12 protein-coding genes are annotated in these 13,095 nt (G+C 66.5%); 4 read left to right on the plus strand and 8 right to left on the minus strand.

Annotation, left to right across the window (positions count from 1 at the left end; genetic code table 11):
- The 4 genes from BN977_RS18990 to BN977_RS19005 all read right to left on the minus strand — a co-directional run.
- A partial coding sequence (locus BN977_RS18990) for a DUF5078 domain-containing protein (protein ID WP_036400636.1) occupies positions 1–377 on the minus strand: 377 nt, incomplete at its 3' end.
- 14 nt (positions 378–391) lie between these two features.
- Positions 392–742, minus strand: a complete 351-nt coding sequence (locus BN977_RS18995) for a DUF732 domain-containing protein (RefSeq protein ID WP_024455258.1) — start codon at positions 740–742, stop codon at positions 392–394.
- Positions 739–3,606 carry an MMPL/RND family transporter gene (locus BN977_RS19000; protein ID WP_036400638.1) on the minus strand — a complete coding sequence of 956 codons (2,868 nt, stop codon included), beginning with the start codon at positions 3,604–3,606 and terminating at the stop codon, positions 739–741. The genes BN977_RS18995 and BN977_RS19000 overlap by 4 nt, the downstream gene beginning before the upstream one ends.
- Positions 3,603–4,049: an MmpS family transport accessory protein gene (locus BN977_RS19005; RefSeq protein WP_024451060.1), complete on the minus strand. Its 447-nt coding sequence runs from the start codon at positions 4,047–4,049 to the stop codon at positions 3,603–3,605. Before BN977_RS19005 ends, BN977_RS19000 begins: the two co-directional genes overlap by 4 nt.
- Positions 4,050–4,246: 197 nt before the next feature.
- Between BN977_RS19005 and BN977_RS19010 the strand changes: the two genes are divergently transcribed.
- Positions 4,247–4,846 carry a TetR/AcrR family transcriptional regulator gene (locus BN977_RS19010; RefSeq protein WP_051561711.1) on the plus strand — a complete coding sequence of 200 codons (600 nt, stop codon included), beginning with the start codon at positions 4,247–4,249 and terminating at the stop codon, positions 4,844–4,846.
- Here the strand turns inward: BN977_RS19010 and BN977_RS19015 are convergent.
- Complete coding sequence (locus BN977_RS19015; RefSeq protein ID WP_051561713.1) at positions 4,831–5,280, minus strand: hypothetical protein; 450 nt, start codon at positions 5,278–5,280, stop codon at positions 4,831–4,833. The two genes, BN977_RS19010 and BN977_RS19015, sit on opposite strands and share 16 nt — an antisense overlap.
- A gap of 191 nt (positions 5,281–5,471) precedes the next feature.
- Here BN977_RS19015 and BN977_RS19020 point away from each other — a divergent pair, with 191 nt between their 5' ends.
- On the plus strand, positions 5,472–6,425 hold the full coding sequence (locus BN977_RS19020; protein ID WP_036400641.1) for a TIGR03557 family F420-dependent LLM class oxidoreductase: 954 nt from the start codon (positions 5,472–5,474) through the stop codon (positions 6,423–6,425).
- A gap of 5 nt (positions 6,426–6,430) precedes the next feature.
- Here BN977_RS19020 and BN977_RS19025 read toward each other — a convergent pair whose 3' ends face one another.
- Positions 6,431–7,330, minus strand: coding sequence for a class I SAM-dependent methyltransferase (locus BN977_RS19025; RefSeq protein WP_036400645.1), 900 nt, complete (start codon positions 7,328–7,330; stop codon positions 6,431–6,433).
- 369 nt (positions 7,331–7,699) lie between these two features.
- On the opposite strand from BN977_RS19025, the gene BN977_RS19030 reads away from it, so the two are divergent.
- On the plus strand, positions 7,700–8,929 hold the full coding sequence (locus BN977_RS19030; RefSeq protein WP_131590178.1) for a GGDEF domain-containing protein: 1,230 nt from the start codon (positions 7,700–7,702) through the stop codon (positions 8,927–8,929).
- A gap of 54 nt (positions 8,930–8,983) precedes the next feature.
- Positions 8,984–10,498: a PucR family transcriptional regulator gene (locus BN977_RS19035; protein ID WP_036400647.1), complete on the plus strand. Its 1,515-nt coding sequence runs from the start codon at positions 8,984–8,986 to the stop codon at positions 10,496–10,498.
- Here BN977_RS19035 and BN977_RS19040 read toward each other — a convergent pair.
- Together BN977_RS19040 and BN977_RS19045 are read right to left on the minus strand one after the other, a co-directional pair.
- A complete protein-coding gene (locus BN977_RS19040) occupies positions 10,489–11,601 on the minus strand; it encodes a CaiB/BaiF CoA transferase family protein (protein ID WP_036400650.1) in 1,113 nt (370 codons plus the stop codon). The genes BN977_RS19035 and BN977_RS19040 overlap by 10 nt on opposite strands.
- Positions 11,598–13,082, minus strand: coding sequence for an aldehyde dehydrogenase family protein (locus BN977_RS19045; RefSeq protein WP_036403959.1), 1,485 nt, complete (start codon positions 13,080–13,082; stop codon positions 11,598–11,600). Before BN977_RS19045 ends, BN977_RS19040 begins: the two co-directional genes overlap by 4 nt.
- Between the last annotated feature and the right edge of the window lie 13 nt (positions 13,083–13,095).

A 13,095-nucleotide genomic window follows, 5' to 3' on the forward strand; every position in this document is an offset into this window, starting at 1 on the left:
CCTTTGTTGTTGAAGAACAGTTTTGCCCAGTTGGGCCAGCGCCAGGACATTTGTTCGTAGAAGGCGTTGGTGGCGGTGTCTTCGGAGTATTGGCGTCGGCCGGCGTAGTCCAGGGAGAAGAACCAGTGGATGCGGTCTTGGGCGCCTTGTTGGTCGGCGGCGGGTTTGTTGTTGTAGTCGATCATGTAGCGCTCGTAGTAGACGGGTTCGACGTCGCGGGCGGCGGCCATGATCTGTTCGGCGGTGCAGGGGGTTTTGAGGATGCGGTTGGGGATGGGGTAGTCATCGGTGGCGTCGGCTGACGCGATGCCCGAGGTGGTCAGGGCGCCGGCCAGGGCCAGTGCGGCGATGCCGTAGCGGATTGCGGTGGATGCCATGGTGTTTCTCCGGTTCAGTGCTGGGCGGCGGCGGCCTGGTCGAGGATGACGCGTTTTTCCGGGCAGTAGTAGTTCAGGGCGGCGCCGAGGAACTGCCAGTTCTGTTGGGTGGTGTTGTGCCGGTCGAGGTTGTCGCCGATGAATTTGGCCGAGGCGAACGCGTCGTGGTCGACGTTGTTGTAGAGCCGTTTGCAGACCAGTTTGCCGATCCAGGCGTTGTAGTCCTTTTGCCCGTAGATGCCGTAGGTGTGCAACTCGTGGGCGAAGTTGGTGTCCGGATCCCGATCATACGCCGGATCCGCGGCCGCCGGTGCCGCCAACCCGATTGCGGCGCAGGCGATCACGATACCGATGGCGAACTTCATGACAGGGCCTCCTCGGACTCTTTCTGAATGGGAGCCGGCCACGGCGCCGGCACCGGGCGTTGGCGCACGGGCACCGGCCACCAGAACCACTTACCCAGCAAGGCCGCGATGGATGGCGTCATGAACGACCGCACGATCAACGTGTCGAACAACAGACCCAGACCGATCGTCGTGCCGATCTGACCCAAGACCACCAGGTCGCTGAAGATGAACGACGCCATCGTCGCCGAGAACACCAGTCCGGCGGCGGTGACCACGCGGCCGGTGCCCGCCATGGACCGGATGATGCCTGTGTTCAAACCCGCGTGCAACTCCTCTTTGAATCGGGATACCAGCAGCAGGTTGTAATCCGCACCGACCGCCAGTAGCAAAATGATCGCCAGCGGTACCACGATCCAGTACAGATGGATCCCGAAGATGTACTGCCACACCAAGACTGCCAGACCGACCGAGGCGCCCAGGGAGACCGCGACGGTTCCCACGATGACGATGGCGGCCACGATGCTGCGGGTCACGAACATCATGATCAGCAGGATCAGTGCTATCGCGGCCAACGCCGAGATCAGCAGGTCGTACTTCATCCCTTCCTGGATGTCTTTGTTGGTGGACCCGATTCCGGCCACATAGATCTTGGCGTCGGACATCGGTGTCGCCTTGAGCGCATCGAATACCGCGTCCTTTATGGCGTCGATGTGCGGGATGGCTTGAGGGTCGGCCGGGTTGCCCTGGTGGGTGACGATGAACCGGGCGGCTTTGCCATCGGGGGAGAGGAACAGTTTGAGGCCGCGCTTGAAGTCGGCGTTGTCGAAGGCCTCCGGGGGCAGGTAGAACGTGTCGTCGTTCTTGGAGTCGTCGAAGGCCTGCCCCATCGCGGTGGCGTTCTTGAGGGCCTCATCGCTTTGGGCGTTGGTGCCACCCGTGGTCGCGTAGTTCGACAGCGTGAGTTCCTTGTTGCGTTCCTGGATGGCGATCTGCGGCGGCAGCAGGGCAACCAACTGCGGCTGCAGGGCGTCCAGTTTGTCCAGGCTTGCGGTGATGTTGGTGAACTTGTCGGACAGCTCGGAAATGCCGTCCAGTGAGTCGAACACCGACCGCAGCGCCGAACACATCGGGATGTCGAAGCAGTGCGGCTCCCAGTAGAAGTAGTTTCGCAGCGGGCGGAACTGGTCGTCGAAATTGGCGAGCTTGTCGCGCAGGTCGTTCACCGTCTCGACGGTGTCGTGGAACGCCTCGGTCTGCTCGTGGGTGTATGCCGCGCTCTGCTTCTGCAGCGCCAGTTGCTGTTTGAGAACGTTGATGGTGTTGTCGATCTCGTTGGCCTGCTTGAGCAGATCGTCGGCCCGGTCCTTCTGGTAGCCCAGGTTCATGATCTGGCTGGCGCTGGTGGCGCTGATCTGGAAGGGGATCGAACTGTGCGTGATCGGGGTGCCGAGCGGGCGCGTGATCGACTGCACCAGCGCGACACCCGGTGTGTGCAACACCGCCTTGGCCGCACGCTCGAGGATGAGCATGTCCGCCGGGTTGCGCATATCGTGATCGGCTTCGATCATCAGCAACTCCGGATTGATCCGCGCCTCGGTGAAATGTCGTTCGGCGGCTTCCATTCCGACGACGCCGGGCGCGCTGGCCGGAATGTAGGGCCGGTTGTCATAGCTGGTCTGGTAGCCGGGTAGGGCCAGCACACCGATGAGGGCGATCCCACATGTCACCACCAGGATGGGTCCGGGCCAGCGCACGATCGCGGTGCCGATCCGGCGCCAGCCGCGGGCACGCAGCTGCCCTTTGGGTTCCATCAGCCCGAACCGGCTGGCGATCAACAACACTGACGGGCCCAGCGTGAGTGCTGCCGCCAAGGTGACGACGACACCCAGCGCCGCGGGGACACCCAGGGTTTGGAAGTAGGGCAGCCGGGTGAAGGCCATACAGGCCACCGCGCCGGCGATGGTCAACCCGGATCCGACGATGACATGGACTGTGCCACGCCACATGTCGTAGTAGGCCGGGATCCGGTCCAGTCCGTTACTACGGGCTTCCTGGTAACGGCCGACGACGAAGATCGCGTAGTCCGTGCCGGCGGCGATCGCGAGCAGCGTGAGCAGGTTCGTCGAGTAGGTGGACAGCCCGATGACGCCGGAATGGGCCAGCACCGCGACGACACCGCGAGCGGCGGCGAGCTCGATGGCGACAGTCACCAGCACGATCAGCATGGTGACCACCGAGCGGTAGACGAACAGCAGCATGATCCCGATGACCAGGAACGTGATGGCGGTGACCTCGTTGGTGCCCGCGCTGCCCACCTCGAAGTTGTCGGTCACCAGTGGCGAGGCGCCCGTGATGTAGGCCTTGAGCCCGGGCGGGGGCGGGTCGTCGGCCACGATTTTGCGTACCGCGTCGACCGATTCGTTGGACAATTCCTCGCCCTGGTTGCCACGCAGGTAGAGCTGTGTGAGGGCGGCCTTGCCGTCCTTGCTCTGCGAACCGCCCGCGGTCAGCGGGTCACCCCAGAAGTCCTGCACATGCTCGACATGTTCGGTGTCGGCTTGGAGCTTCTTGACCAGCCCGTCGTAGTACTTGTGAGCATCGTCGCCCAACGGTTGGTCGCCTTCGAGGACGAGCATTGCCGCACTGTCGGAATCGAATTCGTGGAAGACCTGGCCGATATGGCGCATCGCCAGGATGCCCGGCGCGTCAGCGGCGTTCAATCCGACCGAACGCTCCCAGCCGACCACTTCGAGTTGGGGCACGAGCACATTGGACAGCGCAGCGATGGCGATCCAGAGGAACAGGATGGGGACCGACAAGGTGCGGATGAGCCTGGCCGGCAGAGAGCCCTCGACGCCGGTGTCGGCCTGATGCTCGCTCATGCTGTCTTGTCCAAGCAGGCGATGTATCCGTTCACGTTGTCCGAAGACCTTTCGTCTTTGACGATCCCGTTGACGGTGATGCGGCAACTGATGACATCACCGTCACCCTGGGCCCGCAGATCGGCGTACATCGTCGGGTCGTCGGTGACCAGTTCCTGGGACCACGGCAACGGCACGTTGTCCACGCGTTGCGGCTGGGCGTGTATATCGAGGTAGTTGATGGTCGCCACCGATCCGGGCGACCCGAACACCTCGAACAACACGCGTTTGGGGTTGTAGCCGGTGTTCTCCAGGGCATCCGAGCCCGGCCTGGAGATCTCATTGTCGGAGCCGAAGATGCCGTGCAGTCGGCTGATCGCGAAGGCAACCACGGCCACCACCAGGATTGCGACGATCACCGTCCACTGCCGGCGTGCCAACGTGCTCAGCGAGAACTTGCTCAACCCCGACCCTTCCGACGCCCCCGCAGGCGACCGCGTTCCGCTAAGCGAAACGGGTCATAGAAGGAGAACGGTACGGTACCGTACGATCACTTGCAACCGCTTGACGTGCCAGTAACTGACTGCTCTCACGGTGTTTTCCGCACGGCGTTCGGTGTAATCCTGATCCGGCAGAGAACACGGGCAGAGAAAGGGGCAGGGTGACTTCCGATCTGCGCGACGACACCTCGGGCTGCCCGTGGAGCGCGCGGGAGGCCGAACTCCTCGCGATCACGCTGGAGCTGCTCCAGGAGCACGGGTATGACCGACTGACCGTCGATGCCGTCGCCGTCAGGGCCAAGGCCAGTAAGGCCACCATGTACCGGCGCTGGCCGTCCAAGGCCGACCTCGTGCTCGCCGCGTTCATCGAGGGCACCCGAAGTGCGTTCGTCCCGCCCCACACCGGCTCGCTGCGCGGTGACCTGCTGGAGATCGGCCGGTCGACCTGCCAGCAGGCGTGTGAGCACATGCGCACCATGCGGGCGGTGCTCAACGAGATGTCGCACAGCCCGGCACTGCAGGAGGCAATGCGCGAGAAGTTCATCCTGCAGCGCAGGTTGGTCATCGAAGGGGTGTTCGCCGAGGCGATCGCCCGAGGCGAGATGGCGGCCACGGCAATCAACGAGGAGATCTTCGATCTGCTGCCGGGGTATCTGGTCTTCCGGTCGCTCATCTCGGACCGGCCGCCGAGCGACGAAACCGTACGGGTACTCGTCGACGATGTGTTGCTGCCCAGTCTGACCGGTCACGGCAAGGCGTAGTCCATCGGCGCGCCGTTACCGCCGGTGGCCTCGCGGTGCGCGACCACCGTCGCGACGTTGGCACCGTCACGCGTCACCCCGAGGATGGCGACCTCGTCATTGACCGCAAAGGCGTTGGCCGCCGCCCCGACATGACTGCCGGACATGGTGATTCCGTTGGTCTGTGCGTCGATGACGTAGGTGCGTGCGACGCCGTCGGCGCCCTGAGCGGTCAGTGAATTGGGCGTCACAGCGATCAGCCGGCCCTCCTGCATGATCGGCTGCCCAGCCCCGACGGTCGGCGCGGGCGCGGATGCCGGGGTGGACGCCGAGTCGGCGATGTGCATGAGAACCGCCGCGGCCACCGCGGCGAATGCCACGACGAACGACACGGTGAGCGCGACCGCGGTGGCGCGCGGGGTCCTGCGCGCGTGCTTTCCGTGTCCGGAACTCATCTCACACCCACCTCTCGTTGGCTGCCACCCGGGTACCCGAGGGCTCGACGCGAAAAACCCCGGCAGCGTCGCACCCCTGCTCACCAGAACCCCGCCGACGGCCGTTCACATTCCCGCGGACCGGCCGACAACCTGGTGTGATCCCGCAGTCCTGCCCGCTTAATCGCCGGGTGCGCGGGTAGACGGGTGCCATGGCGAAGATCGGATACTTCTTATCGTGCGAGCAGTTCGGGCCGAAGGACCTCGTCGACCAGGCCAAGCGCGCCGAAGACGCGGGTTTCGAGGCGTTGTGGATCTCGGACCACTTCCATCCGTGGAACGACGAGCAGGGCCAGAGTCCGTTCGTGTGGGGAGTGCTCGGGGCGCTGTCGGAGGCGACGGCGTTGCCGGTGTCGACGGCCGTGACATGCCCGACGGTGCGGATCCACCCCGCCGTCATCGCCCAGGCCGCCGCGACGGCCGCGGTGCAACTCGACGGCAGATTCGTGCTCGGCGTGGGCAGCGGCGAGGCGCTCAACGAACACATCCTCGGCGATCCGTGGCCGTCCGTGGGCATCCGTCAGGAGATGCTCGAGGAGGCGGTCGACGTGATTCGGCTGCTGCTGACCGGTGACGAGGTCAGCCACCACGGATTGCACTATGAGGTCCAGGAGGCTCGGATCTACACCCGGCCCGCCCAGCCCCTGCCGATCTATGTGTCGGGTTTCGGTCCGCAAGGTGCCGCGCTGGCCGGACGCATCGGGGACGGCTACGTGCTGACCATGCCCGATGCCGAACTGGTGCAGACTTTCCGGTCCTCCGGCGGCGGGGACAAGCCGGTGCAGGCGGGGACCAAAGTGTGCTGGGATGCCGATGCGCAGCTGGCGCTGGACACCGCACACCGGCTGTGGGGTAATGAGGGCCTGCCCGGGCAGACCGCCCAGATCTTGCCGCGGCCAAAGGATTTTGCGGCGTTGCAGAATTTGGTCCCCAAACAGGACATCGCCGAGTCCGTGGCCTGCGGCGCCGACCCGGACAAGCATGTGGCGCAGGTGCGCCAGTACCTCGACGCCGGTATCGATGAGGTGTACGTGCAGCAGATCGGTCCCGACATGGAGGGCTTCTTCGCCGCCTGGCAGCGTGAGGTGCTGCCGCAACTGCGCTGACGGTGCTACGTCTTGATCGCCGTGACCAGCGTATTCGAGTTCACCATCATCGATGATTGCGAGCCTGGTGCCGGCAGCGGGCGACCGAGACCGCTGATCTGATCGGCCAGTGGCGTCGCTTCGGCGGTCCACCCGTGGCCGGCGAACCAATCGGCGGCCTTTGCGATCTGCTCGTTGTAGATCAGCTGGAAGAACGCGCCGTCACCGTCGGTATCCGCCGCTTCGGCCTGCTTGGCCGCCTCGTAGGCGGCCGCCGGCATCGGGTCACCCTCTTCGATGCCGGCATAACTGCCCGGGGCGGCCAGGGCATCGACACCGCGGAAGAGTTCGCCCTGCGCGGTGCCCGGCAAGTAGATGAGCAACCCTTCGGCGATGAACGCCGCGGGTGCGCCTGGGTCGAAACCGGCATCCCGCAACGCTGCCGGCCAATCATCGCGTAGATCGATGGGCACCTCGACACGGTGTGCGCCCGGCCGGGCGCCGTGCGCGTCCAGCACCTCACCCTTGAACTCCAGCACCTGCGGTTGGTCCAGTTCGAAGACGACGGTGCCGTCGGCCCAGGACAGCCGGTAGGCACGAGAATCCAGACCGGCCGCCAGCATGACCACCTGCCGCACGCCGGCAGCGGTGGCCCGCGTGAAGTAGTCGTCGAAATACCTTGTGCGCGCGGCTTGGAACGCGACGAAGTGGGTGCCGAAGTCGGCGGTTGTGAGCTTGCTGTCGGTGTCCTTACCGTCGACCAGGTCGGCCCACCGCCCGCCGACGGCCCGACAGAACAGGGCCGCGTACGGATCGACGGCCAGCGGATCGGGTTTGCGAGCCTCCAACGCTCGGGCGGCCGCGACGAACAAAGCCGTCGAACCGACGCTGGAGGTGATGTCCCAGGTGTCGTTGTCGCTGCGCATGGCGAGAGGCTACCCGCGCGCGCTGACACCGTGCTGTCGCGTTGTCGGTCAGGTCTTTTCGACTCGACGTCACCCAGGAACCGCTCGCGTGCCGGGGGCGGCGGTGCTGCCCGGGCGAAGACCTTGCCCGAGCACCCGGAAAATCGGGGGCCGGCGGCTGACTTTTCAGGACCAAGGTGTTTGCCAACGGAACTACTTACATGTGCCGGTGGCCACCGATCCGCATCCGCAACTGCATCCGCGCCGTCCACTTAGCTGCGCTATGGACTGATCACCACCCGTTTGTTAGATTGCTCACGCGCCGGTGGGGGCGTCGCGTTGTCGATTCGCCGGATCGGGACTGTGAGCGGGGGGCGTTTGCTGTCTAAGTTGAAGAGCCTGCGCGCGGTCATGCGCTTGTTCGGCGTGTGGTGGTCCGCCGAGGTCGAACCGGAATCGCATGTCAGGTACTTCGCGCACCGGGGCCTGCTCGACGGCATCCAACTGCTCATCGGGGCGTGCACCTTGGTGTTCGCCCTCATCCCGTTGATCATCCAGTTCTCGCCGAGCGGGCCCGCCACTCACGCGGCATGGCTGGTGTCCTTCGCGCTGGCGTTGTCGGCGCTGATCTGGACCGGCGTGTGGTGGTTCGGTCCGTGGCCGTCACGGCTGTGGTCGATTCTGTTCACGGTGTATGCCGACGTGGGGATCACCGTCGTCGCGCTGACCTACTCCAATCGGGTGGCCGGGATGTTCGGTCTCAACGCCCTGGTTTTGGTGTCGGTATATGCCAAGTTCTTCGAAACACCGAAAGTGCTTGCGCTGCATACCGTCGTGATGCTGTTGGCGGTGGGCGTCTTCGCCACCTCGATCGCCACCGGCTCGGATGGCGATCCCTACCTGGCCGCGGCCAATGCGCTGGCGGCCGTGGTGTCGTTGATGGTGACACCGGTGGTGATCCAGTTCGGGATCTGGATGCTGCGCAGCGACGCCAACGACTCGATGACCGACGAGCTGACCGGACTGCTCAACCGGCGTGGGCTCAACTTCCACATCGCGGACCTGGTCGGGGAGCGTCATCGCGATGGTGCCGGTGCGGTCATGGCGGTGGTCATCGACCTGGATCGCTTCAAGTCGATCAACGACGCCTTCGGGCACGCGACGGGCGATGCCGTGCTGGTGCGGAGCGCTCGCAGGATCGTGCACTCGGTACGCGGCTCCGCGCTCGTCGCCCGGCTCGGGGGAGAAGAGTTCGTCGTGGTGGACATCGCCCCACCCGAACACACCCGTGGCATCGCGGAGCGGATCAGAGCCGCGATCTCGGCACCGGCAGACGTCGCGCCGGTCACCGCGAGTGTCGGCGTCGCCTCGGTGGCGCTCGCCGACTTTCAGCGGATCGGCGCCGAACCGTCGGCGGTGCTGGCCGAGGCCATCGAGTGCGCCGACCGTGCCATGTTCGACGCGAAACGAACCGGCGGGGACGCTACCGCGGTGCCGGCGTCTACATCGAAAACGGTTCGATGCCAGCCTGATTGCCCGTCCGGCGGCAGATGCGGGGAGGCGGTTGCGGTGGGTGGCGCGGGGTTCGGCGACCGGTGTCGCCGCGCCGGGGAATGCTAGAGCGCGGAGACGCCCAGCGCGGCTAGCATGACCTGGCGACGCTCAGGAGACAACATGGCAATCACCCCGCGGGACCTGGTCAAGGCAAAGGGCCTCGGTCTGACGCTGGCTGCCGGAGCGCGGGGCGCCGACCGCGAGGTGACCTGGGCGCACGCCATCGAACTCGCCGACCCCACGCCGTACCTGTCCGGCGGCGAACTCGTCATGACGACGGGCATCAACATCGGCCGAGACGACGCCGCTCAATTCGACTATGTGGCACGGCTGTCCTCGGCCGGTATCACCGCATTGGCGGTGGACACCGGAACCACTCTGACCGACATCCCCGCCGGAATCATCGCTGCGGCAAACCAGTTGGGCCTTCCCGTCCTCAAAGTGCCGGCATCGACGCCGTTCATCGCCATCACCCGGGTGGTTATCGATGCGCTCAAGGCCGCCGAGCTGCGGGCTGTTCAGGAGGTGGTCGACCAACAGGAGGTCCTCGCCAGGGCGACCTTGCGCGGGGGTATTCCCGGCGTCGTCACGGCGCTGGCGGAGGGGCTGTCGGCCGGCGTCGTGGTGGTCGACGTCGACGGTAGGGTGCTGGCGGCCGCTGGGGCCGACCACGAACGAGTGACCGCGCTCTTGACCGGCCCGCCACAACCGATCGGCAGTTCCCGTGGTCACGCCGGGCGGGTCATCACCGATGGGGAAGCCTTCGTCGTCGTGCAGAGCCTGCGGGCCGCACAAGCATTGCGCGGGTATCTGGCGGTGCGTACCACCGCACCCCTGTCCACGACGGCCAGGCTTCTGGTGGCACATGCGGTGTCGCTGGTGTCGATTGCGATCGAGAAGCCGGCCAGGGTGGTCGACGCCGAACAGCGACTGCGATCGGCGGTGACCCGCACCGTGCTCGCTGGGGGCGACATCGACCGCGGCGTGTTGAGGTACTTCGGCTTCGACCCCGCCGGCGACGTCGTGGTGCTGCTGCTCACGGGTATCGGCCCGGTGCTGGCGGCCGAACATCACGCCGGTCGCCTGCTGGATGGTGTCGGCCCGTACCTGCTCGCCGCCGATGATCAGGACATCGTCGTCATCGTTCCCGCCTCGACCAAGCGGCGCGTCCTCGGCCTGCACGGGCAACTGGCCAAGCAGCTGAACGGACTGGGCGGGGGTCTGAGCCGGCCCACTCGACTCGCCGACCTCAAGGTGGCCGTCGCGCAGGCACGCATCGCGGCGACGGCCGGAGCCCACGGCACGTTCACCGATTTCGGCGAATTGGGCGCCTACGGCGTACTTCTCGGAGCCCGGACGCCGGCCGAATTACGTGTTCTCGCCGGCCTGCTGGACCCCCTGATCGGACAGCGAGACGATCTGGTGGGTGCCCTCACGGCCTTCCTGGAACGCAACGGGCAGGTGGAGGCCGCCGCGGCGGATCTCGGGATTCACCGCCACACCGTGCGAAACCGCATGCAGCGCATCAGTCACCTGCTGGGTGATGACCTCACCTCGGCCGATACCCGGGCCCAACTCTGGATGGCGATCAAGGCCCATCAGCTGCTGGCGGTTCGGAACGTCGGTCAGGATTGATCGCCGAGCCGCGGCGGGCCGCTGCGGTACGTCGCGGGTGTCGCCGACAACGAGATCGGATTGGCGACCTGCCCGGTCGAGGTGCCCGGCACGCTGACGATGGCGCCGAGTCCGAGGCGTTCGGCGAAGGCGAAAGCCTCCGACATGTCGTTGATCGGGCCCGCCGGGACGCCGGCCGCGGCAAGTGCGTCATACCAGTGGTCGGCGCCGTGTGCCTGGAATGCGGTTTGCAGGATGGCGCACAGCACATCCCGGTGACGCACCCGCAGCGCGTTGGATCCGAACCGCTCGTCGGCGGCCAGCCAGTCCACACCCAGTACCCGGGTGAGTGCCTTGAACTGCTTGTCGTTGCCGACGGCCACTGCCATCGGCCGGTCGGCGGTGGAAAACGTCTGATACGGGGCGATACTCGGGTGCCGATTGCCCATCCGCGTCGGCACGGCGCCTGCACCCAGGAACCCGGAGGCCTGATTCACCATGGACGACAACAACACCGACAGCAGGTTGGTGTCGACGCGCTGACCTTCCCCGGTGCGGGCGCGGTGGGCCAGCGCGAGCAGGATCCCACTGAGCGCATGCATCCCGGCGAGGACGTCGACGACGGCGACCCCCACCTTGGTGGGCTCACCGTCGGGCTGCCCGGTGACACTCATCAGGCCACCGACCGCCTGGACCAGCAGATCGTAGCCCGGTAGGTCGGCGCCGCCGTCCCGGCCGAATCCCGTTATGGCGCAGTAGATCAGGTCCGGGTTGAGCTCCCGCAGGGACTCGTACCCCAGGCCGAGTTTCTCCATGGTGCCCGGCCGGAAATTCTCCACGACGATATCGGCACCGGACACCAGCTCGCGGGCGCGCGCGATGTCGGCGGCGTCGGTGAGGTCGAGCACCACCGATCGCTTGTTGCGGTTCACCGCGTTGAAATAGGTGGCCACACCCTCGGCGTCGTACGGTGGGCCCCATTCCCGGGTGTCGTCACCCACACCCGGCCGCTCGATCTTGATGATGTCGGCGCCGAAATCACCGAGCATCATGGTGGCGTACGGTCCGGCCAGCACGCGGCTGAAATCGACGACCACGATGCCGTCGAGGGCGGTGCCGCTCACGGTCGCGTCGCCCCGCCGCGCAGATACACGGTGGTGGTGTGGGTGAAGAACTCCCTGGCCGCGCGGCCCTGTTCTTTCGGGCCCAGCCCGCTCTTCTTCGCGCCACCGAACGGGACGTGCGGGTCGGCGCCCGCCGACTCGGAATTGATGTGCAGCACGCCCACGTCGATATGCTCGACTGCCTCCAGTGCGCGGGTCAAGTCCTGCGTGAAAACCGCTGCGGAGAGGCCGAATTCGCTGTCGTTGGCGAGTTCGAAGGCCGCCGCGGTATCGGCGGCGCGACGCACCGCCAGTACCGGGCCGAAGAGCTCGTCGGTCCAGACATCGGCAGGCCGCCCGTCGAGTTCCAGGACGGTCGGTGCGACGAAGTAGCCGTCGGCCAACGGTCCGTCGCCGGGGAGGCGGCCGCGAGCCAGCGTGGTGGCCCCCTGCGTGGCCGCCGCCTCGATCCCCGCGGTGATGGTGCGCCGGGCGGATGCGCTGACGACCGGCCCGAGCTGGGTGGCGTCATCGGTGGGGTCGCCGGTGCGCAAGACGTGCACCCGTTCGGCCAATACGGTCAAGAACCTGTCGGCGATACCGTCGGTGACGATCAGACGTGAGGTGGCGGTGCATTTCTGCCCCGATGAGCGGAACGCGCCGAGCATGACCTGTTCGACGGCGAGGTCGGCGTCGGCGTCGTCGAGCACCACGGCGGCGTTCTTGCCGCCCATCTCGGCCTGGACCGGGACACCACGCGCCGCCGCCGACGAGGCGATGCGCCGCCCGATCGTGGTCGAACCGGTGAAGGAGATGGCATCGACCTCGGGGTGGTTGACGATGGCATCGCCGATATCCGTCCCGCCGATGAGCAGGTTGAGCACACCGGCCGGTAGTCCGGCGCTGCTGAGCGCGGCTGCCAGCCGCTGCGCCAGCAGCGGGACCGTGCCGGCGGGCTTCCACACGACGGTGTTGCCGTAGATGAGCGCCGGGGCGATCTTCCACGCCGGGATGGCGATGGGGAAATTGAACGGGGTGATGATGCCGACCACGCCGACCGGTTTGCGGGTCACCAGGATCTGCTCACCGGCGCGCGGCGATGCGTAGATGTCACCGGACCGGCGATCACCCTCGTTGCCGTAATAGCGCAGGATCTGGGCGGCGCGGCGCACCTCGCCGATGCCCTCGGCCTTGGTCTTGCCTTCCTCCAGGGTGAGGTCCAGCCCCCAGTCGTCGGCGTTTCGCTCCACGATCGCGGCCGCCGCGAGCAGCACCGCGCCGCGCTGATGCATCGGGGTGGCGGCCCAGCCGGCGCCGGCCCGGGTCGCGGCCGCCACCGCGGTGTCGACATCGTCCGCGGTGGCCGAATCACCTTCGGCGACAACGATTCGGGGCTGCGCCGGGTTGACGCTGTGCAGCCGGTCGCCGCCGCCGGCGATCCACTGGCCGTCGATCAGGTGCTGTAACGGGACGGGGCTGGATAGGGGGCTGGATGACGTCATGCGTGCTTCCTGT

The sequence above is a fragment of the Mycolicibacterium cosmeticum genome (assembly GCF_000613185.1).
Taxonomy (GTDB): domain Bacteria; phylum Actinomycetota; class Actinomycetes; order Mycobacteriales; family Mycobacteriaceae; genus Mycobacterium; species Mycobacterium cosmeticum.